General features: G+C 62.8%; 21 protein-coding genes. 11 read left to right on the top strand and 10 right to left on the bottom strand.

Annotation, left to right across the window (positions count from 1 at the left end; translation table 11 throughout):
- Window positions 1-104 precede the first annotated feature (104 nt).
- Window positions 105-722, bottom strand: coding sequence for a Type 1 glutamine amidotransferase-like domain-containing protein (locus tag KIH75_RS05245; RefSeq protein ID WP_219055726.1), 618 nt, complete (start codon window positions 720-722; stop codon window positions 105-107).
- 130 nt (window positions 723-852) lie between these two features.
- On the opposite strand from KIH75_RS05245, the gene KIH75_RS05240 reads away from it, so the two are divergent.
- From KIH75_RS05240 to KIH75_RS05230, 3 genes are all read left to right on the top strand, one after another.
- Window positions 853-1,611, top strand: coding sequence for an ABC transporter ATP-binding protein (locus KIH75_RS05240; RefSeq protein WP_219055725.1), 759 nt, complete (start codon window positions 853-855; stop codon window positions 1,609-1,611).
- Entirely contained in the window at window positions 1,608-2,396 is a 789-nt protein-coding gene (locus tag KIH75_RS05235) for an ABC transporter permease (protein WP_219055724.1), read from the top strand. The genes KIH75_RS05240 and KIH75_RS05235 overlap by 4 nt, the downstream gene beginning before the upstream one ends.
- Window positions 2,397-2,523: 127 nt before the next feature.
- On the top strand, window positions 2,524-3,234 hold the full coding sequence (locus KIH75_RS05230) for an SDR family oxidoreductase (RefSeq protein WP_219055723.1): 711 nt from the start codon (window positions 2,524-2,526) through the stop codon (window positions 3,232-3,234).
- 110 nt (window positions 3,235-3,344) lie between these two features.
- Here KIH75_RS05230 and KIH75_RS05225 read toward each other — a convergent pair whose 3' ends face one another.
- Together KIH75_RS05225 and KIH75_RS05220 are read right to left on the bottom strand one after the other, a co-directional pair.
- Complete coding sequence (locus tag KIH75_RS05225; RefSeq protein ID WP_219055722.1) at window positions 3,345-4,634, bottom strand: uracil-xanthine permease family protein; 1,290 nt, start codon at window positions 4,632-4,634, stop codon at window positions 3,345-3,347.
- Between the two features lie 206 nt (window positions 4,635-4,840).
- Window positions 4,841-5,134 carry a hypothetical protein gene (locus tag KIH75_RS05220; protein WP_219055721.1) on the bottom strand — a complete coding sequence of 98 codons (294 nt, stop codon included), beginning with the start codon at window positions 5,132-5,134 and terminating at the stop codon, window positions 4,841-4,843.
- A 421-nt stretch (window positions 5,135-5,555) separates the two neighbouring features.
- Between KIH75_RS05220 and nagA the strand changes: the two genes are divergently transcribed.
- A complete protein-coding gene (gene nagA / locus KIH75_RS05215; RefSeq protein ID WP_236028067.1) occupies window positions 5,556-6,758 on the top strand; it encodes an N-acetylglucosamine-6-phosphate deacetylase in 1,203 nt (400 codons plus the stop codon).
- Between the two features lie 196 nt (window positions 6,759-6,954).
- Here the strand turns inward: nagA and KIH75_RS05210 are convergent, their stop codons facing one another.
- From KIH75_RS05210 to KIH75_RS05190, 5 genes are all read right to left on the bottom strand, one after another.
- On the bottom strand, window positions 6,955-7,767 hold the full coding sequence (locus tag KIH75_RS05210) for a histidine phosphatase family protein (protein ID WP_219055719.1): 813 nt from the start codon (window positions 7,765-7,767) through the stop codon (window positions 6,955-6,957).
- A gap of 138 nt (window positions 7,768-7,905) precedes the next feature.
- Entirely contained in the window at window positions 7,906-8,652 is a 747-nt protein-coding gene (locus KIH75_RS05205; protein ID WP_219055718.1) for a helix-turn-helix domain-containing protein, read from the bottom strand.
- A gap of 125 nt (window positions 8,653-8,777) precedes the next feature.
- Window positions 8,778-10,100 (bottom strand): zinc ribbon domain-containing protein, encoded by a 1,323-nt coding sequence (locus KIH75_RS05200; RefSeq protein WP_219055717.1) that lies wholly within the window; start codon window positions 10,098-10,100, stop codon window positions 8,778-8,780.
- A 1,164-nt stretch (window positions 10,101-11,264) separates the two neighbouring features.
- Window positions 11,265-12,101 (bottom strand): sulfite exporter TauE/SafE family protein, encoded by an 837-nt coding sequence (locus KIH75_RS05195; RefSeq protein ID WP_219055716.1) that lies wholly within the window; start codon window positions 12,099-12,101, stop codon window positions 11,265-11,267.
- A 114-nt stretch (window positions 12,102-12,215) separates the two neighbouring features.
- On the bottom strand, window positions 12,216-12,788 hold the full coding sequence (locus KIH75_RS05190) for a haloacid dehalogenase-like hydrolase (protein ID WP_219055753.1): 573 nt from the start codon (window positions 12,786-12,788) through the stop codon (window positions 12,216-12,218).
- 318 nt (window positions 12,789-13,106) lie between these two features.
- Between KIH75_RS05190 and KIH75_RS05185 the strand changes: the two genes are divergently transcribed.
- The 7 genes from KIH75_RS05185 (at window position 13,107) to KIH75_RS05155 (ending at window position 19,780) form a co-directional block, all read left to right on the top strand.
- On the top strand, window positions 13,107-14,093 hold the full coding sequence (locus tag KIH75_RS05185) for a LacI family DNA-binding transcriptional regulator (protein WP_219055715.1): 987 nt from the start codon (window positions 13,107-13,109) through the stop codon (window positions 14,091-14,093).
- A 187-nt stretch (window positions 14,094-14,280) separates the two neighbouring features.
- Entirely contained in the window at window positions 14,281-15,606 is a 1,326-nt protein-coding gene (locus KIH75_RS05180) for a gluconate:proton symporter (protein WP_219055714.1), read from the top strand.
- A gap of 117 nt (window positions 15,607-15,723) precedes the next feature.
- The gene (locus KIH75_RS05175) at window positions 15,724-16,467 is read left to right on the top strand and encodes a sugar phosphate isomerase/epimerase family protein (RefSeq protein ID WP_219055713.1); all 744 of its coding nucleotides are present in this window, start codon (window positions 15,724-15,726) and stop codon (window positions 16,465-16,467) included.
- Between the two features lie 79 nt (window positions 16,468-16,546).
- Window positions 16,547-17,518 carry a sugar kinase gene (locus KIH75_RS05170; protein ID WP_219055712.1) on the top strand — a complete coding sequence of 324 codons (972 nt, stop codon included), beginning with the start codon at window positions 16,547-16,549 and terminating at the stop codon, window positions 17,516-17,518.
- 67 nt (window positions 17,519-17,585) lie between these two features.
- Window positions 17,586-18,206 carry an orotidine 5'-phosphate decarboxylase / HUMPS family protein gene (locus KIH75_RS05165; RefSeq protein WP_219055711.1) on the top strand — a complete coding sequence of 207 codons (621 nt, stop codon included), beginning with the start codon at window positions 17,586-17,588 and terminating at the stop codon, window positions 18,204-18,206.
- Entirely contained in the window at window positions 18,203-18,754 is a 552-nt protein-coding gene (gene hxlB, locus KIH75_RS05160) for a 6-phospho-3-hexuloisomerase (RefSeq protein ID WP_219055710.1), read from the top strand. Before KIH75_RS05165 ends, hxlB begins: the two co-directional genes overlap by 4 nt.
- A gap of 174 nt (window positions 18,755-18,928) precedes the next feature.
- Window positions 18,929-19,780: an aldo/keto reductase gene (locus KIH75_RS05155; protein ID WP_219055709.1), complete on the top strand. Its 852-nt coding sequence runs from the start codon at window positions 18,929-18,931 to the stop codon at window positions 19,778-19,780.
- Between the two features lie 220 nt (window positions 19,781-20,000).
- Here KIH75_RS05155 and KIH75_RS05150 read toward each other — a convergent pair whose 3' ends face one another.
- Window positions 20,001-21,881, bottom strand: coding sequence for a DEAD/DEAH box helicase (locus tag KIH75_RS05150; protein ID WP_219055708.1), 1,881 nt, complete (start codon window positions 21,879-21,881; stop codon window positions 20,001-20,003).
- A 96-nt stretch (window positions 21,882-21,977) separates the two neighbouring features.
- Window positions 21,978-22,958, bottom strand: coding sequence for a DMT family transporter (locus KIH75_RS05145; RefSeq protein WP_219055707.1), 981 nt, complete (start codon window positions 22,956-22,958; stop codon window positions 21,978-21,980).
- Window positions 22,959-23,231: the final 273 nt, after the last annotated feature.

The following is a 23,231-nucleotide window of genomic DNA, read 5'->3' as shown; positions in this document are numbered from 1 at the left end:
ACGTCCTACAGTCTATAACCCCGCTTCCCCAATCATGCGGCCGTGGCGGCGTAGGCGGACATGCGTTTGCCGAAAGTGTGGACGGGCGATCGGCCTTCGGCTCGTCAACGATCGACGATTTCGACGCGCGGCCCGTTGACGAGCACCGCCTGGTCGTCGCGTATGGGCACCAGCGTGCGTGTCCCGTCGTCGTGGCGCATGATGTCGGCGGCGGATTCGCCGAGGGTGGGGCCGCCGATGTGGGGCACGATGCTGAAGTCCACGAGCCCCAGGCCCGCGTAGTTGCTGTCGAGGTAGGGGGCGGGGTCTTCGCTGTCCATGCGTTTGATGTATTCGATGTTGGGCCCGGCCACCACGGCTCCGGCTGATTCGCCGATGTAGGTTTTGCCTTCCTGCACGGCTTGTGCGATGAGTTCGTCGGCCGATGAGTAGCGCAGAGATTGGAGAAGATAGAAAGTGTTGCCGCCGGTTACGTAGATCATGCTGCTGGAGGCGATGGTGGTTTTGATGTCGTGGTAAGAGGCGACGGCCACGTCGATCTCCTGCACGTTGAGGCCGAGGGCGCGTAGCTTCCATTTGGCCATGCGGTTGAAGAAGCCGGTGGAGTCCTTCATGCTTGCAGTGGGGATGAAGGCGACCGTTCTGCCTTTGAGGTCGGGTTCCAAACGTCCCAGCATGTGGCTGACGGGCGCGAACGTCGATGCCAGCATCAGCTTTCCCATGTGTTCCTCCCTCCGTCGTGCCGCCGTGTTGCGGGCCGTCCGTTGCGTTTCCGGCCTTTCGGGCGCTTTCACGGTAACGGCCTTCCCTGATGGAATCCTGTATGTTCGCTTAACGGGTATGGTGGATGCCATGCGATATGTATTCCGCGCCTCGGACATGCGTTGCGAGGTTCCTGATTCCGATTCCTCCAGAACGATTTTCGCCGGATTGTCGTTCTCCATCGGAGCCGGTGAGATCGTCGATCTGGTCGGCCCGTCCGGCTCAGGCAAGAGCAGTCTGCTGACCGCGTTCGCCCAGTTGAACCCGTATGCGTCCGGTTCGTTGGAGCTTGACGGCCGCGCGTCCGGCGAGTTCACGCCGCAGCAGTGGCGCGGTCTGGTGGCGTACCTGCCGCAGAAGCCGGTGCTTACCGGTGCCACGGTGGCCGAGGCGATCCGCCTGCCGTGGACGCTGCGCATCCGTGCCGGTGCGGAGGGCGGCGTATTGCCGTGGCTGCGTCGGGCGTGTTCGCGTCAATCCCCCGACATGCGCGCTAAGGCGCTGCTGCCGGATGGGCGCATCAGGGAAATGCTCGACGGCATCGGCTGCGAGGACATCGAATTGGATCGTGCGCCGCACGACCTGTCCGGCGGTCAGGCGGCGCGTGTGAGTCTCGCACGCACGCTGCTCACCGAACCGAAGGTGATGCTGGCCGACGAGGTGGATGCCGGTTTGGATGACGGCAACGCGGACAAGGTGGCTTCCATCATGGCCGAGGCGGCATCGCACGGCATGGCGATCGTGCGCATCAGGCATCGGCCGCCGGACGGGCGCGCCTCGCGGATCGCGACCCTGGATGGCGGCACGCTCACCGAAACACTTGCGGAACGTCAGGAGGGACTCGCATGAGCGGCAACTATTATTCGATCGATATCACCGGCCTGCTGGTCGCGCTCGTCATGGTGGCCATCGCCGCCGGCATCTCCGCCCTGATGCGCATGGGCATCGGCGGCACGCTGCTGTGGTCGGCGTGCCGTGCGCTGCTGCAATTGTGTGCGATGGGCTTCATCATGTCCTTCGTCATCCGTTCGGGCAACCCGTGGTTCGTGATGCTGCTCATCGCGTTCATGCTGGTCGCTGCCGTGCAGATCACGCTGTCGCGCGCCAAGGGCGTGCCCAAGGGTTTGGTGGGGCCGGTGCTGTTGAGCCTGGTGATCACCATGCTCCTCATGATGTCGGTGGTCGTCGAACTGGTCATCCGCCCGCGCCCTTGGTTCGCGCCGCAACTGGTGGTGCCGTTGACCGGCATGCTGTTGGGCAACACCGTCTCCACGCTGGCGGTCGGTTTGAGCAGGTTCTTCGAAAGCATGCGCGAACGGCGCGACGAGGTCGATACGCTGCTGGCCTTGGGCGCGACGGCGTGGGAGGCGGCGCGTCCGAGCATCGTCTCGTCGATCCGTCTGGGTCTGATGCCCACCACCGCGTCGTTGGCGTCGGCGGGCATCGTCACCGTGCCGGGCATGATGGCCGGTCAGATCATCGCCGGCGGCGATCCGATCGACGCGGCGAAATACCAGTTCATGGTCCTCGCCTCCATCGCGGCGCTCACCCTATTGGCCGACGGTCTCATCATGACGCTCGTATACCGCAAGTGCTTCACCGAACTGGACCAGTACCGGCCGACGGTCGGCTGACGTTGGCGGCCGCCCGGCGTTCCTCCCCGCCCGCATGGTTCACGCCGTTGGCCGCCGGGAGTACGATGGAGCCGTACGTCAAACGTTTGAAGCGGCCGTATGCCGCCAAGAAAGCGAAGGAGCCGATATGACGACGGCAGAGGGAACAAGCATCGCGATCGTCACGGGAAGCGCCCGTGGCCTGGGCTACGAGCTGGCACGCCAGCTCATCGAACGCGGCTGGATCGTGGCGGGCATCGACTTCGATGCCGAGCGTCAGGCCGAACTCGTCGAACGTTTCGGAGCCGAACGCTACCACGCGTTCGTCGGTGATGTTTCCGACGAAGCGTTCGTGAACGACGCCATCGGCCGGATCGCAGGCATCGGGCATATCGACCTGCTCATCAACAACGCCGGCCAACCGTCGTTCAAGAAGCCGACCGCCTACGTCGCCGCCGACGTGGACAAGTGCCTGAAGGGGTTGAAGGGCATGATCCTGTGGAGCGTGGCCACATTGAAGGCCTGCGGCGAGCGCGACCTGAAGATCGCCAACGTGATGAGCACCGCCGCGACGCGCGGCAACGCCGGCGAATCGGTGTACTGCGCGACCAAGTGGGGCGAGAAGGGCTACACGCAGAGCCTGAAGGCCGCCTACAAGGGGTCCAGCGTGAAGATCGTGGGCGTCTACCCCGGCGGCATCGACACCGACTTCTACCGTGACAGCCACGACTACGTGTCGTTGGACAAGCAGCATTCGTTCATGGATCCGGCCGAACTCGCCACGGTGATCCTGTTCAACCTCGTCAACGAGGCGAACCTCACCGTCTCCGACATCATCATCGAACGCAACTACCGCTGACCCACGGCCATACGGCCATCACGCGGCATACCATATACGAAAAGCCCCTTCCCGAACGGTGAACCGAACCGTTCGGGAAGGGGCTTCTATGGTTTATCTAGCCGGGCGCATCACAGCACGTCGGGATCGTTCTTGTCGATCGTGCCGGTGAACTTGCCGATCGCCTTCAGACCGTGGTAGGCGACGAGCACCACGATCGTGCCGATGGCGATGCCGTTGAAGGAGATGCCGTTGACGGTGAACGCGAACTGGCCGATGGCGATGATCATGGTGATGGCTGCGACCATGATGTTGATCGGCTTGTCGAAGTTGACCTTGTTCTCCACCCAGATGCGGATACCGATCATGCCGATCATGCCGTACAGCAGGGTGGTCACGCCGCCGAGCACGCCGGCGGGGATGGTGTTGATGATCGCGCCGAACTTCGGGCACAGCGACAGGATCAGGGCGAAGCCCGCGGCGCACCAGTAGGCCGCGGTGGAGTACACCTTGGTGGCGGCCATCACGCCGATGTTCTCGCCGTAGGTGGTGGTGCCGGAGCCGCCGCCGAAGCCGGCGATGGTGGTGCCGAGACCGTCGGCGAACAGGGCGGTGCCGATCTGGTCGTCATAGTCGCGGCCGGTCATCTGGGAGACGGACTTGACGTGGCCGACGTTCTCGGCGACGAGCACGAGCACGACCGGGACGAACATCGGCAGGATGGAGAAGTCGACCTGCGGGGTGTGGAAGGTGGGCAGGCCGACCCATGCGGCCTTGCCGATGGCGGAGAAGTCGACCTGGTTGCGGACGCACGCGTAGGCGTAGCCGATGATCACGCCGATCAGGATGTTCAGACGTCCGAGCAGACCCTTGAACAGCACGGCCACGAGAAGCACGGCCACCAGCGTGACGATGGCGGTGTCGGGGGCGGCCTTGAAGTTGTTCCACACGCTCGGGGCGAGGTTGAAGCCGATGATCGCCACGATGGCGCCGTTGACGACCGGCGGCATGATGATGTCGATCCACTTGGCGCCCGCGTAGTGCACGACGATGCCGATGAGCGCCAGCAGCAGGCCGGTGACCATGATGCCGAAGGATGCGACCGCGATGCCCTTGTTCGCGGTGGTGACCGCGGTGATCGGGGCGATGAAGCCGAACGACGAACCGAGGTAGCTCGGCAGCACGTTCTTGTTGATCAGGAGGAACAGCGCCGTGGACATGGCGGTGAAGAACAGGGTGGTGGACGGGTCGAAACCGGTCAGGATCGGCACCAGGAAGGTGGCGCCGAACATGGCGATGACGTGCTGGGCGCCGATTTCGGCGGTGCGCGGCCAAGTCAGACGCTCATCGGGTTCGACGACCTCGCCCGGTTTCAGCGTCTTGCCGTCGCCGTGCAGAGCCCATTGGAACATATTGCTCATTTTTCTTCTCTCATTCGGGGATCAGGGCGCGGCCCTTGCCGTCCGCGCACTGAGGGTCAATTGTAATCAGGGTATGGTCCCCCTCTTGTTTCGTCCCGTCGCTCCCCCATTCCCGCACCGCCGGTCGCCTGCCTGGCGCCATATGGGCGGGCCGCACCGGCGGCCGGATCGATTCCCGACCCGGCCGAGCGGTGCGGTCCGGATCATCACCAGTTCGGATCGTCGTCGTCCGGGTCGGGCTCGATCTCGTCGTCATGCACGACCGGGCGGCTGACGATGCTGTAGCCGTCGAGCAGGATGATGGTGCCGTCCTCGGCCTCGGTGACCAGCTTGGCCATGATGGCGAAGGCGCGGGCCTCGGCTTCGGTGGCCAACCATGTGCCGTTGTCCTCGCCGTCCTCCCAGCTCAGATATTCGCCGTCGAGGTTGTCGTCCCACAGGTACGCCTTGTCGATGTCGCGGCGCACGGCGTATTCGAGTTCGTTGTTGTTGTCGGCCATGATCATGGTTCCTTTCTTGTGGTTTTACCTTGTGTGTTCTTCGTCCCTTCCCGGCTTGCGTCGGGAAAGCCGGGGCGCAGGCTGCGTTCGGGAATCGGAGCCGGGCGTCGCCATATTCGGTTCCGCAGGGAATCCGCGTATCCGTCTTCCCATGACCGCTCCTTTCCTTCGCGCTCATCCCTATTCATGCGTCCCCGATGGATAGGGTTCCTCGATATCCTCGGTTCAACGGGATGCCCTATACATGCATCCCCGAATTTCCGGAGTTCCGAATCGAAACGCCGTGCGGTGGATACCATGTACTACAACCGGACAATTTGATGCCGATCGAACACGAATTCCGAAAATCCGATGGAAGGCGGCTGTTGTGGAATCATCGTTACCCCCGCGCAAGGCCAGTGTTTTCAACGCCGCACAGGCGTTGTCGCGCACGCCGGAACGTTTTGCCATATGCAACGCACGCCGGGTGGATGCCATCGGCGTGTCGGATCATTGCTGGGTGGTGTGCGCCGAGGGGCGGATCGCCGCCACAGGATGCTCGGATGCGGAATTGGAGGCGGCCTGCCGTGGCAACGGCGTGGCGCCCGAACATGTTCTCGACGCGCATGGCGCGACGTTGACGCCCGGCTATATCGACATCCACGCCCACGGGGCTTGGGGCTGCAGCTTCGACGACGGCGCGGACGCGATCGACCTGGCCCGCGCCGGGCATCTGACCCACGGCACCACACGTCAGGTGCTGTCGCTGATCACCAACCCCGTCGACGTCATGCATGCGAATCTGCGCACCGTACGGGAGAAAACCGCCGTTCGTCCGGACATCCTTGGCGCGCATCTCGAAGGCCCGTTCCTGGCCGTATCGCGTAAGGGCGCGCATGATCCGGCATATCTGCGCGACCCGGACCCCAAAACGGTGGACGGCATGCTCGAAGCCGCAGGAGGCTGCCTGCGCCAAATCACCATCGCGCCCGAACTGCCGCACGGCCTTGACGCGATCCGCCGTTTCTCCGCGGCCGGAACGGTGCCCGCTGTCGGCCATTGCGAAGCGGATTACCGCACCGCACGCGCCGCATTCGAGGCCGGCGCCGGCATGCTCACGCACATGTTCAACGCGATGAACAGTTTGCACCATCGCAATCCCGGCCCGATTCCCGCGGCCGTCGAATCGGATGGCGTCGTGCTCGAACTCATCGTCGACGGCTTCCATGTGCATGATGCCATGGCGAGGCTGGGGTTCGGGCTCGCGCCGCATCGCATCGCCTTCGTGACCGACGCGATGGCCGCCACCGGGTGCCCGGACGGCTCATACCGTTTGGGCGGTTTGGAGGTGACCGTGGCCAACGGTCATGCGCGGCTCGCGTCGAACGGTGCGATAGCGGGTTCAACGCTCACCCTGGAGGATGCCGTACGTCATGCCGTGCTCGATTTGGGCATCAGTCCGGCCGCCGCGGTCGAAGCCGCCACGCTCACCCCGGCCAAGGCGCTCGGATTGGATGTGGAGAACGCGATCGCCGAAGCGCCTCTGGGGCTCATCCGCCCCGGTTTCGCCGCCGACCTGAACCTCATCGACACGTCGACGTGGCGCGTGACACGCGTATGGTGCGCCGGCCGGCCAATCGTCTGAACGTCCGAACACCTGAACGTCTGGCCTGCCGATACCCAGCACATCCGGACACCCGAATCAGAAAACGAATGCGTGTGGCCCGGACGGGACTCCCCTCCGGGCCACACGCATATCGATCGTCATATCGCCGTCCTACACATCGCGACGCACGCTACGGACGCGCGATGGAAGCACAGGCATCACAGACACCACGGCATCACAGATGCGGGTCGACGGAATGCACCACGTCCACCAGGTCGCCGTTGGACAGCACCGGACGCTTGAATTCACGCCACGGTTCCACTTCGACCTCCCATTTTCCGTTGAGCTCGTTGATCTTCGGTCGCGCGGTCTGCTCCCAACGGAACCGCTTGCAGGTACGCCCGGTCTGCGGGTCGCGACGCGAATAATGCAGGCAGGTGCAGTTGGTGATCCGCCAATCCGGCGAATCGGCGCGATGCATGAACTCCTCATCGGACAGGTCCTCGAGGGTGAGCATCAGCGCGAGCATGAGGTCGCCGTGGGTGACCATCACCACGGATTCCGCGTCGGATTTACGGTTCAGCGAGGTAAGCAGGTTGTGCACGCGGTTCTCCGCCACGTCGGCGATGGATTCGCCCGCCGGCGGGCACCAATACAGCGGGTCATTGTTCTTGAACAGCCAATTGCGCTTGTAGTTGGCCTTGAACTCCTCTTTGGTGATGGTGTTGATCTCACCCCACGAGCGTTCGCGCAGCACGCGCGTCTCCTCCCATTTCGCCTTCGGCAGCGCCATCGTGGCCGCCGTTTCGCGCGTACGCACGTAAGGCGAGACGAGATAGCGGTCAAACAGCTCCTGCTGGGCCACCAGCCATCGTCCGATGCAGTCGGCCTGCTTGCGGCCCGTGGCGGTGAGCCTCCACGAACGGTCCGGCACGGTCACGTTGTCCTGCGTGTACAGCGAATTATCGCCCTGCTCGCCGGCGTTGACGATCACGTTCGCTTCGGATTCGCCGTGGCGGATCACATACAGATCAAGGGGCATTCCCATAGTTTCATTCCTTACTCATGTTCATGTTCTTCATCGAATCACACTCCACCGTAGCCGATTCGCGCGGCGGTGGCGGCATGTGTTGCGCCCGGAGCGAAGAATTCGCGGGAGGGTCACGTCATATTCACCCAGGCGTGGCTATTCGGGCCAGATGCCGTTCCTGGCGTATTTCCTGCGGTACTCCCCCGGTGTCATCCCGCTGTGCTTCTTGAAGACCTTGGTGAAATGGCTTTGGGAGCGGTAGGCGAGGATGCGCGCGATTTCGGCGAAACCGTATTCGGAGTATTTGAGCATGTTCTCCGCGGCTTCCATGCGCTTGTCGGTGATGTACTGCGAGATCGTCGTGCCGGTTTCGCGGGAGAACAGTTCGGACAGGTAGGTGGGGTTGAGGTGCACGTGCTCGGCAAGGATGGGCACGGTGATCTTCTCGTGCAGATGGTAGTGGATGTAGTCCATGCATTCGCCCACGGCCTTGGAATGCACGTCGGTCTTCTGCATGTCGGCCATGGCCCAGGTGAAGAAGGTCATCATGTCGGTGTGCAGCCTGCGCACGGCTTCCGGCGTGGTGCAGGTCTCCAGGTTCTGGATGTACAGGTCGGAGGCGTTGTAGGCGTCCTCCTCGTCCATCCCGCCTTCGATGGCGAAACGCGTGGCCAGGGTGATGGTGGTGACGAAACGGTATTTCACGTTCAGCAGCGGATCGTCGGACAGGTGGCCGTACAGGCCGGAATCCCACAGTCGCGAACTTTCCGCGATCGCGTTGATGTCGCCGGAGCGCATCATGTCGTACTGCTTCATCTCCTCGACGTAGCGGTGGTGCCGCACCCGGTCCTCGCGCGACAGGAAATCGAGATATCCCAGTTTCGCCTCATTGACGACAGTCATACGCCAGACCTCCATCGTTGCAGTTTCGCCGGCACGACTCGACAATTATACAATCGGCCGGTCGTGCCATTGCGCCCGAAGCGAAATGGCACGACCGGCCGATCCGAAGCGAGGAATGCCCGATATCAGTAGTAGTAGCTGACGGCTCCCGCCGCGAAGGAGGTGAGCAGTGCGGAGACGATCAGCACGATGACGACGATCGCCGCGGCCGTGGCAACCATCTGCACGATCATGGCAAGCAGCCAACCCCAATGCGGGTCACGCTTGCTCTGCGACTGGCCTTGGGCGACGACGACGGGCTGCCACATGGAGAACAGGCCGAGGCCGAAGCACTGCAGCAGTACCGCGAGCGGCGTCAGACGGACGATGCTCAGCACGAACACGATGAGCTCGAGCATGACCCACGGCATGAGGCGGCGCGCGTATTCGTCATGGAACTGCGAGAACTTCTTGTGGTCGCCGAGCACCTTGCGGCCAAGCAGCGCGAAAAGGATGCAGGAATACAGGATCAGGAACGCGGCGATCCACATCGCGAACAGCGTCTGCACCACCGCCGAGCTGTAACCGTCCAGCTGGCTGACGATGGACGCGCCCTGGGTGATCCACACCACGATGTTCAGCGCGATCATGAAGCTGAGGAACAGCGTGATGACCCAGCTGTACCACTTCTTCATCGGCTTGTCCTGCGACGGGTGGACCAGCGCCTCCCTGAGCCAGTTGAAGAAGGTACGCCCCTCGATCGCGGCCGCGGACGGCTGCTGCGGCTGCTGGGCGTATGGCTGACCGGGCTGGTACGGCTGACCTTGCTGGTATGACTGCTGGCTTTGCTGGACAGGCTGCTGGAACGATTGCTGCACCGGCTGCTGGAACTGCTGGTACTGCTGCTGGTTGCCGTACTGCGGCTGCGCCTGCGGGGCTTGCTGGACCGGCGGCACTTGCGGGACGGGCTGGGCCTGCTGGACGGGCGAGACCGGCTGCGCCTGCGGAACTGGCCGAACGGGAGGAATCGCTTGGATGGGCTGCTGGGCGATCGGCTGGGTCTCGCCTTGGGCTTCCACCGGCTGCTGCGGCATGACCGTGGTGGGCGTATCCTCCTTCGCCTGAGCCGTCGCGATCGGCACGGTCGCGTCGCTCTGGTCGTCAGCCGGCGCATCCGCCTGCGAAACGGCTTCAACATTCTCTTCCTGGTTTTCGGATGCGACGTGTTCCGTCGACGGCGCCGACGCCTCGCCTTCGCTTGCCGGTTCGGAAACGGCGCCCTGCGTGGAAGCATCCGCTTCCGGCTCGGAGTCGACCGCGGGCGTCTCCGTCTGGATATCCGCGTCCTGAACGTCCTGAACGTCCTGAACGTCCTGAACGTCCTGAACGCTCTGGAACGGTCTGCCACAGTGACGGCAGAAATTGGCCCCATCGGGATTGCCGAATCGGCAGCTCTCGCATTGCTTCATGGAAGTTTCCCCTTCGATCTCGTTGTCCGTACGCGCCGCCGAGCACCCCCGACATCGCTTTGATGACGTCAACGGCGTGCCTTGAACGGCCTGGCATCTTCAATTTACTCCCCGGTGCGTAACGCATGGCGCGTCAAGGTGTACAAACTCGGCAGGCTCACCGACCGGGAATACAGCCGGACATTCCCACGGCTCGCCACACGCCAACCCGAAGAAACATGTGGCAGCCCCACCCAAAAACCGGCAGGAACAGACAAGATCCGTCCGCCCCCGGAAACGGACAGTAATCCCCTACCGTTTTCAGACAAAATCAGCCCAATTCTGTCCGATTCCGGTGACGAGTGGACTGGGAAAGGATGGTTTTGCTGGTTCTGGCTGATTCGTACCAATTCGTACCGTTTCAGACAAAAATGCCCCGTTTCTGTCCGATTCCGGTAATGCCTGGATTGTGGAATGGGGGCTTCGGACTGGCTCTGGCTGTCTTGAAGGGTTATCTCGCTTATTTGTGGCAGATTTGAGGGTTTGAATTTTGCCAGGTGGCTTATATATGGCACCTAAACCCGGAAAACCCAAGTACAAGTCGCGGAATTCCAACCGCCATACTCGGCATATCGCACTTTGAGTGCCATATATAAGCCACCTAGCATTCCGCAGACCCCCGAATCCGCCATATATAAGCCGAGTAACAGGCCGTTCCAGCCGTTTTCGGTGACGGACTGGGCGCCTCATACCGTTTTCAGACAAGAATGGGCCGATTCTGTCTGATTTCGGTAATGGGGGGCGATGGGGAGAAGCAAGAATGAGGACGGCCCGTACCGTTTTCGGACAGAATTGGGCCGATTCTGTCTGATTTCGGTAATGGGTGGGACAAGGCAAAGTGAGGGTTGGGGTTGCTTCGTCCGGAATCGGACAAGAATGGGCCGATTCTGTCTGATTTCGGTAACGAGGGCGATGGGGAGAAGTAAGAGTGAGGCTGGCCCGTACCGTTTTCAGACAGAAACGGGCTGAATTTGTCTGATTTCGGTAACGGGGGCGATGGAGGGAAAGTGAAGGTTGGATGCTTGCTCGAAATCGGACAGAATTGGGCTGAATTTGTCTGATTTCGGTAATGGGGGAAGCGAGAAGGATCCCTACCAAGACCGCTTGCCGAATTCTCAGAAGTTCTCAGAAGTAGGTGTTCCAGCCGAATTTCACGGCGAGGACGATGCCCGTGATCACGGCGGCCGCACGCATGATGTTTTCGGGAATATGGCGGGTGACTGGCGGTGCGATGGCGCTGCCGATGATGCACCCGAGGCACATCATGATGGCGAACGGCCAGTAGACGGAACCGCGGATGATGAACATGGTGGCGGCGGAGATGTTCGCGCCGAATCCAACCACCGTCTTGAGCGCGTTGATCTGGTGGAACGGCCCGATCCTGCCCAGATCGAGGATCGCCAGCGCGAGCGTACCCGCCGCCGCGCCGAAATAGCCGCTGTACACGCCGACGAAGCTCACGCCGAGCCACAGCCACCACGGATCGTGCAGTTTCCCGTCGCCTGATTTGGCTGCGATCTTCGCGGCGCGCTCACCCTGCTCCGATTCAGGGAGGGCCGTGGCCACGGCGTCACGCGCGGCGGCCTTGCCACGGGGGTTCAATGCGATGAGCAGGGCGCTGAAGCCGATCAGCGGCGGCACCGCGAATTCGAACACCTTCGCCGGTAGTTCCAGCAACAGCAGTCCGCCGATGATGCCTCCGGCCAAGCCAATGAGCGCGTAGGCGACCACGCGCCTGCCCTGCCCTTTCAGCTCCTTGCGAGCGGCCAAGAGTCCGCCGATGCCGGTGCCGCACACGCCCACGGTGTTCGTGGTGTTCGACAATACGGGCGGGATGCCGAACGCCAGCAGCGCCGGGTAGGAGATCAACGACGACGCCCCGACCGCGTACCCGACGAATCCCGCGCCGATACCGGCAACGAGAACCAACAACAGCGTGACGACGGATACTCCGGCGATCATGGTGGCGCCCTCCCTCTTTGCTTGCAACGAGAGCCAAGTCTATCGATTCGGCTCGCGGATGGGCACGAATGTTCACCATTCAGCGAAGGCCGCTTTTCAAGCTTGCCGCCTCGGTCACTTCACCTGGGTGACCTTGTCTCCTTTGACCATGTAGGCGTGCCGGGCGACGTCGATCATCGGCTGGTCGAAGACGCTGTCCGTGTAGAACTCGTCGACGACGACGTCCTCGCCATACAGTTCGCGCAGGCGTTTCGGCTTGTTGACGTTGAAGTTCAGGTATTCCACGGACATGCTGCCCGGGTCGATCACGGAGCCGACCACGTGGCCGACGCCGAGCCTGCGGCAGGCCTCCCCCACGGTCAGGTCGAACGACGCGGTGAGGATCACGTCGTCGCCGCGCGGCTCATACCATGGTTTGATGCGTTTCATATTGCGCTCCCAGAACGCCTCGATCAATCGTTCCAGGTCGACGGAATCCGACATGAGACGCAGATAGTCGCCGCACAGCCCGCTCACGCCGCGTTCCATCTGCTCGAAGGATGCCCTGCCGAGCTTGTATTTGGCCGCATACCGGATCACCGGCGCGATGAACCGCAGCGCCTTGGGCTCGTACCTGACGGAGAACAGGTACAGGTCGAACAGGCTTTCGCCGTCGTAGATCGTGCCGTCGAAATCGAATACGCGCATCCGGTACGCCTCCCGTCCTTGAAGTTCGGCGAAGCGACGCGCCCGCACGGCCGCGCCCATGCCTTCCGCAAGAATATAGCATCCGTCCGGCTTCCGGCAGACCCCCTGTCGTTTGTTCATTCACTGTTCACGCGCCGGCATTGCACGGTCCGGCACCGTGCCCGGGCACAACGCCCGACATCGGTTTCGAGACGCCGCATCGCCGCGCGGCACCGGCATGGCACGCTATTGTTGTTTGGAGAATTGTTTGGAGAACACACGAGTACGCAGACCAGGGGGTGCGCTTTGAAGGCAGGCAGGACGAACCGGAAGCCGAGCATGGGGGATGTGGCCGAGGCCGTGGGCGTCTCCAAGACCACGATCTCCCGGTACCTGCACGGCGAATACGCGTATATGTCGTCGGAGACGAAGGCGAAGATCGAGCAGGTCATCAGGGAGCTCGGCTACCGCCCGAACAAGATGGCGCAGAGTCTCAAGGCCACCGTGAGCCATATGGTCGGCGTGACCATCGCCGACGTGGGCAATCCGTTCAGCTCGCTGCTCATCAAGGGCATCCAGGAGGAGTGCCGGGCGCGTGACGTCCAGTTGCTGGTGAGCGATTCGAACAACAGCCCCGAGCTGGAGCAGGCCAATATCGAATCGCTGCTGGATGCCCAGGTCGACGGCCTGATCGTCAACACGGTCGGCAACAACGATGCCTGGCTCGGCGAGTTCCACGGCAGGGCCAATCGCAAGCCGGTGGTCATGCTGGACCGCATCATGACTCCCCTGACATACGACAGCGTCGCCAATGACAATGCGGGTGCGGTGCGGGCGATGCTCGATCATCTCGCGTCCCGCGGTTTTGCCTATGTCGTGTTCGTCACCCGCCCGGGCGAGGGCATCAGCACGCGCACCGTGCGCCGTGCCGCCGTCGAGGAGTATCTGGCTTCCCACTCCATCGAGGGCGAGGTGCTGGTCTACGATTCCGGGGCCGACGATCTGGGTCCTGCCATCGAGCGGATCCTGGAGGTCCACGGCGGCGAGCGCGTCTGCCTGTTCGCCAATAACGAGGAGAGCATGCGCGATGTGCTTGAGGCGACTTCCGCCGAGGTGCGTGAGCGGGTCGGCATCTGCGCGTTCGCGGATGAGCGGTGGGCCAAGTACAGTGGCCCGGGTATCACCTGCCTCGATCAGAATCCGATGCTTATGGGGCGTACCGCCGCGCGGAAGTTGTTCGCTCGTATCTATGACGGTTTCGATGGGCCTTGTTCGGTGGATGAGGTGCCGGCGCGCCTGTGCGTGTTTGATTCGACGGATCGTTGATTTTCCAACCCTGACCGGCTTGATCAAGTAGTCCCGTTTACCGGTTGACACGCCGTAGTTAACCGGTAAACGGTTTTTGGTGTACTCTCATTGTTAACCGGTAAACGGAAACGGTAAACTAAATCGGTCAACATCAGTTGCCGATACAATGAACATCAACCAACTCAGGCTCAAGGAGGAGCAACAAATGATTATCTGGGTTATGGGCCTGCTGCTCATCGCCTCTTTCATTTGCTTCGTCATCTACGCGATGAAGGGCGGCAACCTCACCATCGGATTCTTCATCCTCACCATCGTTTGGACGCTGGTGTACTTCCTCGGCATCCCGTTCGGCATAGGCAAGCCGTTCAACGTGATCGAGGAGACCTTCGCCCAACCGGCGCTGACCTACGGGTCGACCATCATTCAGATCATCTGCGGCGCATGGTTCGGCCGCGTGCTGGTCGACACCGGCATCGCCGCCTCCATCTCCTACCGCACCGCCAAGGTCGGCGAGAAGAGCCCCGTGCTCGCCACCATCTGCATGGCCCTGGTCACCTGCCTCATCTTCACCAGCGCATACGGCGTCGGCTCCGCCATCGCCATCGGCGTGATCCTCTTCCCCATCCTCGGCAGGCTCGGCGTCCCCAAGCGCGTCGCGGTCCCCGTGTTCACCCTCTCCATCGGCGCGGCCATGTGGATCAACAGCGTCCTGTTCGTGCAGTTCGCGGCCTTCTACCAGGATTACAAGTCCCCCGACGGGCAGACCATCGCCTGGGGCTCCCACTACCTGAGATTCGGCATCGCCGCCATGATCGTGCAGATGATCGGCGTGATCATCTTCATCCTCATCAACTCGAAGGCCATCAAGAACGGCAAGCCCTATGAAGTGGGCGACCCGTCCGAACGCACCGCCGAAATCCCGCAGGTGCCGGTCTGGACCTACGTACTGCCCGTCGTGCCCGTGGCCCTGAGCATCATCTTCCAGTGGGACGCCGTCCCCGCACTGTTCCTGGCATCCATCATCGCCTTCTTCGGCACCGGCCACATGAAGACCTACAAGGGCTTCGTCGACATCCTCAACTCCACCGCGAAAACCGCCATCGGCGACATCGGCAGCCTCATCATCATGCTGCTCGTGCTGCGCTTCTTCCAGCACGCCGCCGTCACCGTGATGGCCGACTTCGGCCCGGCGCTGACCTCCGTCGTACCCAACAACGAGATGATCCTCGCCCTCGCTGTGTGCATCCTCGCCCCGCTCGCCCTGTTCCGCGGCCCGCTGGAACTCTACGGCGCAGGCTCCGCCGTCATCAGCATCCTCATGGGCATGGGCGTGTTCAACGCATGGTTCCTGTTCGCGCTGCTCGTGGTGCCGTCCATGACCTGCATCTCCAGCTGCGTCACCCAGTCCTGGAACATGTGGGCCGTCGAATACAACGAGCTCGAACCGAAGACCTTCCTCAAGAACGGCGTGCCCGTCTACTGGCTGTGCACCTTCCCGATCATGGGACTCGCCTCCCTGCTGCTGTTCTAACAGAACCGCATGGCGGGGCGCGGCCGAGCCGAACCGGCCGCCGACCGCGCCCCGCCGCACGCACCACCACCCCCATACAAACGTAATAACGCATACACACACGCAAAGGACTTCATCATGACCACCATCGGCATCAACACCCTCGTCTACATGGACGCGCTGCGCGACGGCACGCCGCAATCCGAACTGCTCGCCCGCATCGCCTCGCACGGCATCACCCTCGCGGAGGTCCGCCGCGAATACATCACCGGCGACGCCGAGATCCGCGCGATCGCCAAAGCCGCCGAAGACAACCATCTGACGCTGTTCTACTCGGTTCCCGAACCGCTCGGTGTCAACGGCGAAGCCAACCCCCAGCTGGAAGCGTTCCTCGACGAGGCGGAACGCATGGGCGCCGCCAACGTGAAATTCAACCAGGGCGACATCGTCAAGGCCAGCCCGGAAACCATCAGGTCGATCGACGAAGCCGCCGCCGCGCATAAGGTGACCTTGAGCGTCGAAAACGACCAGACGCCGGAGAACGGCCCCCTCGCCGGAACCGCCGCCACCCTCGCACACATCGCCGAAGCGGGCGGACGCATCGGCTACACCTTCGACCTGGGCAACTGGCGTTGGCTCAACGAGGACCCGCAGACCGCCTTCGACCAGCTGCTCGGGCACATCACCATCTTCCACCTGAAGAACGTCGGCAACACCGAAAACGGCCCGGCCACCACCATGCTCCAGAACGGCGGCATCGACTGGCAGCCCATGCTGCACAGGCTCCCCGCCACCGTCCCCGCGCTCCTGGAATTCCCCATCCCCGCACAGCTCGTCGGCGAACAGGTCAGCCTCGTACGCCAAACCGTCGCCGAACGCTGAGCGAACGCTGAGCGCACTGCAACACGCACCCACCCACACAAACGCACCACCCGCACAATCGTTACCGCAAGGAGCAGCAATGTCCGAAGTCATGACCATCGGCGAACCCATGGTGAACCTCATCGCCGATTCGAACGAAACCTATCTCGAAGCACGCACACTCCCCCGCCAGATGGCCGGAGCCGAATTCAACGTGGCGATCGGCGTCACCCGCCAAGGGCATTCCGTCAGCTACGTGACCACGCTCGGCAAGGACTGGCAGGGCGACCTCATCCTCGACTACATGAACGGCATCGGCATCGACACGTCCGACATCCGCCGCACCTCCGACGCCGCGACCGGCTACCAGCTCAAGGTCCGTTCCAGCGACGGCGAACCGAAGGTCATCTATTTCCGCGCCGGTTCGGCCGCCTCGCGCACCACGCCGGACATCGTGGACGGCATCGACTTCGACGGCGTGCGCATACTGCACGTCACCGGCATCTTCTCGGCGCTCGCCCCCAACACGTACGACACCGTGACCGCCCTGGTGAAGGCCGCTCGCGAACACGGCGTCACCGTGCTGTTCGACCCCAATCCGCGCCCCACCCTGTGGCCGGGCAAGGATGCCATGATCGCCGCCACCAACCGTCTGGCCGCCGAATGCGACGTGTTCATGCCCGGCCTGGAGGAAGGCCAGCTGTTCTCCGGGGCCAGCGACCCGTACGACATCGCGCGCTTCTACCTCGACATGGGCGTGCATACGGTCATCATCAAGCTCGGCGACTCCGGGTCGGCATTGTTCGAGAAGGCCGATGACGGTTCCATCACGAGGACCGTGGCCCCGAGCTTCACCGTCGACGTGGTCGACACCGTGGGAGCCGGCGACGGATTCGCCTCCGGCGTCATCACCGCACTGCTCGAAGGGCTCGACGGCGAGCATCTGCTCGAACGCGCCAACGCGGTGGGAGCCATCCAGGTCACCAGCGTCTCCGATTCCGAAGGACTGCCCACCGCCGACGAGCTGCGCGAGTTCATCGCCTCCACGCCGCGCAAGGAGCTCTCCCTGTAACAGCCGGAAGCGCCGGAACATCCGTTCCCCGTATCTTCGTCAAACCTCGCAACGAAAGGACAACATCATGAAACTGCAGGTCGCCATAGACCGCGTATCCGTGGAACGCGCGACGCAGATCGTGCGGGCGCTCGACGGCCGCGCCGACATCATCGAGGTGGGGACCTCGCTGACCAAGGAGTTCGGCGTGCGTGCGCTCTCCCCCATCCTCGACGCCGCCGCGGGCACCGAAGTGCTCGGCGACATCAAAACCTGCGATGAGGGCAAATACGAGTTCGATCTCGGCTTCGAATGCGGGTTCGATTATCTGACCGTCATGGGATCGTCGTCGCTGGGTACGCTGGAGGCGTGCGCCGCGTCCGCCGAAGAGCATGGCGGGACGATGATGATCGACCTGCTGGAATGCGACGAACAGCGCATCGAACGCATCAGCGGTTTCCGCGACGCGGTGTACTGCCTGCACACCTCCGTGGATTCGGGGGCCGTGGCCGATCCGGTCGCCCAAGTGCGCGCGTTCCGGGAGCGCTTCCCGCAGATCGGCCACATCGCGATCGCGGGAGGCATCAAACGCCACCAGCTCGCCGACCTGTCGAAGGAAGGCATCGATATCGTAATCATGGGATCGGCGATCACCAAGGCCGATGACATCACAGAGGCATGCGAGGCATGCAGAAAGGAAATGCAATGAACACCAACGAACGTATTCTCGACCAGATCGTCGAAGAGGTGCAGGGCGTGATCGCCAAGATGGACGAGCATGACCTTGAGCAGGCCATGCCGCTGATCACGAAGGAATCCCGCGTCTACGCGGCCGGCGAGGGCCGCTCCGGCTTCCAGGCGCGCAGTTTCGCCATGCGTATGATGCACATCGGCTACACGAGCTACATGATGGGCGAAACCATCTGCCCGTCCATGCATGAGGGCGATGTGCTGCTGGCCATCTCCGGTTCGGGCAAGACGCGCCGCACGGTGGAGGATGCCGAAGCCGCCAAGAAGCTCGGCGTGAAGGTCATCGCCGTGACGTCCAAGCCCGACTCCCCTCTGGCCGCCACCGCCGACGCGGTGATCGTGGTGCCGGGGCGCGTGAAGGGTGAGGCCGGCGGCTCGATCCAGCTGCTGAGCTCGCTGTTCGACCAGTCCGTGCATATCGCGCTGGACGCCCTGTGCCTGATGATCTCGCGCCGCGACAACGTGTCGGATGCCGACGCGAACGCGAACCACGCGAACGTGGAGTGAGCGCGCCGCACCCGGAATCCGGAAACGGCGAAACGAATGGAACGATCGGAACGGTCCGGCGTCACGCACCCTTGCGTCGGCGCCGGACCGTCGTATCATCGACGGACGAAACCGAAAAACGCTTGAAACCCGTGGAAACGGGAACCATAGGAACACCTAGGAAAGGACGGGAACATGAGCAACGCATCATCGGCATTGCCCACGCGCGTATCGCATGACGGCCTCGAACTGCCGGCGGTGGGATTCGGCACGTACAAGGTGAGCGGATTCGACGGCGCGAAGGCCATCGCCTCGGCGTTGGAGAACGGCTACCGGCTGCTCGACAGCGCGGTGAACTATGAGAACGAAGGCACCGTAGGCAAGGCGATCCGCATGTCGTCGGTGCCGCGCGAGGATGTGATCGTCGCCTCGAAGCTGCCGGGGCGCTTCCACCAGTACGACAAGGCGCGCGTGTGCATCGAGGAAAGCCTGTGCCGCCTCGGCCTCGACTACATCGACCTGTATCTGATCCACTGGCCGAACCCTTCCAAGGGCCTGTACGTGGAGGCATGGCAGGCGCTCGTCGACGCGCAGCGTGACGGACTGATCAGGCATGTGGGCGTAAGCAATTTCCTGCCCGGCCATATCGACATGCTGATCCGCGCCACCGGCGTGACGCCCAGCGTCAACCAGGTGGAACTGCACCCCTACTTCCAGCAGGTCGAGCAGCGTCGTTACGACGACGAGCACGGCATCATCACCGAGGCGTGGAGCCCGCTGGGCAGGGCCAACCAGATGCTGCGAGACGCCACGATCCGCCGTATCGCGGGCAAGCATGGCGTATCCGAGGTTCAGGCGGTACTCCGCTGGCATCTGCAGATCGGCGACGTGTCGATTCCGAAGTCGATGCATGCCGAACGCCAGCGCGCGAATCTGGACATCGCCGGATTCGAGTTGGATGAGCAGGATATGCGCGACATCGCCCTGCTGGATAATCCCGAAGGGCGCTGCAAGGCGCTCGACCCGCATTGGCATGAGGAGATGTAGCCCGGCGCGAGTACTGCCGACGGCGCTGTGAATGCCGTAGCGACGCATGAGGCCCGTCCCGCCGTTTCCTGGAAATCCAAGGAAACGGCGGGACGGGCCTCATGCATTGCGATTCTTACGCTCGCACGGTTCTCACACGGTTCCGCTCATCACACGCCGGGTGAACCGGGCGAGCCGAACGAGCCGTTCCATGCCGGACGAACCGTCCGGCTTGGTCGAATCACCGCGGCGAATTGCGGAACGGCGCGCGCTTCGACTTGTTGTGCTTGCGGAACCCTTGGGCGGAGCGACGGTTGCCGCCGCCGTTCCTCTTGCCGTCATGGCGGTCGTGGTCACGGCGCTTCGCTTCATTCCCACGGTCGGCTTTCCCACGAACCGGACGATCGTCATACTTCGCCTTCTTGGCGTTCATACGGCGATCGTGACGCTTCGCGTCCTCGCCGCGCAGATCCTCGACCACGCGGATCGGCTTACGATGCACGCGCTTGCCGCCCTTGCGCGGTTCGTCGATGATGCGCCCGACCGCGTCCCCGCGATCACGCTTGTCATGCTTGCGGCGGTTGCCGTTACCGCTACCGGATTCGACGTCGAAACGGTCATCCCAACGTGCGGAACCGGCGTCCTCGAAACGGCCGGTCTTCCCTTCGGAACGCTTCTTGCCGCCCTTGCGCTTCGGAGCCTCGTACTGATTCTCGAACGGGTCGTCGGCACGCTTACCGCGCCCCTTGCCCTTGCCGCCCTTGCCTTTCTTCGGCAACGGCTTGACATTCTTCTGCAGCGGGGCAAGCTCCCAGCCTTCGACCTTCTCCGCACGATCGCCGACCAGTTCCAGCACTTCCGGCGACTTGTGGGTGACGGCGATGGGCTTGACCTTGATGCCGGCCTTGCGCAGCATGAACCTGGTTTCGCGGCGCTGCTCGGGCAGTACGAGCGTGACCACGTCGCCCTGATGACCGGCACGCGCGGTACGGCCGGAACGATGCAGGAACGCCTTCGGATCCTCCGGCGGTTCGACCTGCACCACGAGCTCCACGCCACTCACGTCGATACCGCGTGCGGCCACGTCGGTGGCGGCGAGCACGTTCACTTCGCCGCTTTCGAACGCGGCGAGATTGCGGTCGCGCTGGTTCTGGTTGAGGTTGCCGTGCAGCTGCGCGCACGGAATGCCCTGATTGGTGAGACTCTTGGCGAGCTTCTTCGCCTGGAACTTGGTGCGGGTGAACAGGATGCGCTTGCCCGTGCCGGAAGCCAGGGTGCGCACGATCTCCGGCTTGTCGCCCTTGGTGATCTCGAACACGTGATGCGTCATCTCGTCGACCGGGCTGGTCGCGTCGTCGACGCTGTGCACCTTGGGATCATGCAGGAAACGGTTCACGACCTTGTCGACGCCATGATCGAGCGTCGCGGAGAACAGCATGTGCTGGGCGTCCTTCGGGGTCTGGTCGAGCAGACGTTCCACGGCGGGCAGGAAGCCCATGTCGGCCATTTCGTCGGCCTCATCCAGCACCACGCATTCGATGGAGTCCAAGGTGAGCGCGTTCTGGCGCAGCAGATCCTCCAAACGCCCCGGGCATCCCACCACAATCTGGGCGCCGGCCTTGAGCTCGGCGATCTGACGGGAGTATTTCACACCGCCGTACACGGTGGTGGTGCTCATGCCGTAAGCCTGGGCGAGCGGCAGCAGCACGTCGTCGATCTGCTTGGCGAGTTCGCGGGTGGGGGCGAGCACCAGAGCGCGCGGACGCGGCACATCCGCGCCCTTCGCCTTGCCTTTGCCGCGGCGACGATCGACTTCGCGGCGTGCCTCGCGCTCGATGGCGGCGATGTCATGCTCGTCTGCGGCCAGACGGGCGACCAGCGGAATGGAGAAGGCGAGCGTCTTGCCGGAGCCTGTACGGCCACGGCCGAGAATGTCACGACCGGCCAGGGAATCGGGCAGGGTGTCGGCTTGGATGGGGAACGCGGTGCGCTTGCCGTCGCTTGCAAGAACATGCGTCAGCGCTCCGGGCACGCCGAGTTCGGCGAAGGTGGGAGCGGAATCATTGCCGACGGTACGCTCGTCGGATTCGAAATATTCGGAAGAAGTATCGGTATTGGGCACAGTGGCCTTTCGGTTCAGGTATTGCGCCGTTTGCGCAAACTCCCCCACCGTACCCCATGCCGTCCACTTTTCGCGCCTCCCCCACGCGAGTCACGCTTATTCCGCTTTGCGCTTGCCGGGAAGCTGCACTTCCGAAAGGAGGATCGCGCCGAAAATCACGGCGAATCCGCATACGGACGCCACGGTGAGCGTCTCCCCCGTGAAGATCACGGCGACGATCATGGCGAAAATGCATTCGGTGCTCAGGATCACGGATCCTTCCGTGGCCGGCAGGTTCTGCACCGCGATGGTTTGGAAGATCTGCGCGATGATCGTCGAACCGATCACCAGATACGCGAGACACAGCACCACATCGATCCGCATCCACGACGCCGACGGCGCACCATCGAACGCCACCGCGCCCACGCCGAAGGCCACCGCGCACCAGGTGAACTCCATCAGCATCAACGCCACCGCGTCGAACTTCCGCCCCATCATGCCGACGACCACCAGGTTCACCGCGTAGAACAGCGCGCCGACGATCGTCAGAATGTCGCCGGAACTCAGACCAATGAGATCGCCGCCACTGGACCCGCCCAAGGAGACCAGTCCGATGCCGAACGCGCACACGAACGCCGCGATGATGTGCTGGACGCTGGGGCGTTTGCGGGTCAGCGCCCAGATGACGAACGGCACCATCACGCAGTACGTGTCGGTGAAGAAGCTGTTGCGCCCCGGCGTCGTGGTTTCCAATCCCTTGAGCTGGAACAGGAAGCCAAGCCAGTAGGTCAATGCGAGAATAAGACCGGGCACGATGTAGCGGCCGATCCTGATCTTGCGCAGATGGGGAAGGAACACGATGGCCATAAGCACGACGGAGGCCGTCATACGGAAGAACATCATCCACTGGGACGTCATGACGCCTTGCACATGCTTGAGCATCGTATAGCCCGAACCCCATACGGCGGCGTTGACGAGCATCATGAGTCGGGCGACGTTCTTCGGCACGACCGTGCCCTCATGCGTGCCGACACCCTGACCGGTTCCGCCTGCCGGAACTTCCTTCGCATCCTGCGTTTCCTGCACCGTTCCGCTCATCGAATCCTATGCCTTTCCCTCTCTTCTCCTCCGTATTTCGCCATTGCCACTGTAGGCGTCGACCGGCCGCGACATGCGCGTCGATCTTCCATAAGCCATAAGCCCGCAGAACATGCCGCATACATCCCAAGGCCGAGACGCGCCGCGTTTTTCATCCTTTTTTCATCCATGAGAATGACGGCCATCGCATCGGCTATTTGTGAGAATGCCGATATGACGAACTTTACGAAACAAAGCCCGCCCAAAGATCACATCATACGTAACGCCGCCGCG

The sequence above is a fragment of the Bifidobacterium pongonis genome (assembly GCF_019331805.1).
Classification (GTDB): Bacteria; Actinomycetota; Actinomycetes; order Actinomycetales; family Bifidobacteriaceae; genus Bifidobacterium; species Bifidobacterium pongonis.
The sequence above is the reverse complement of the archived record's forward strand: the minus strand, read 5'-3'. Positions and strand labels throughout refer to the sequence as shown.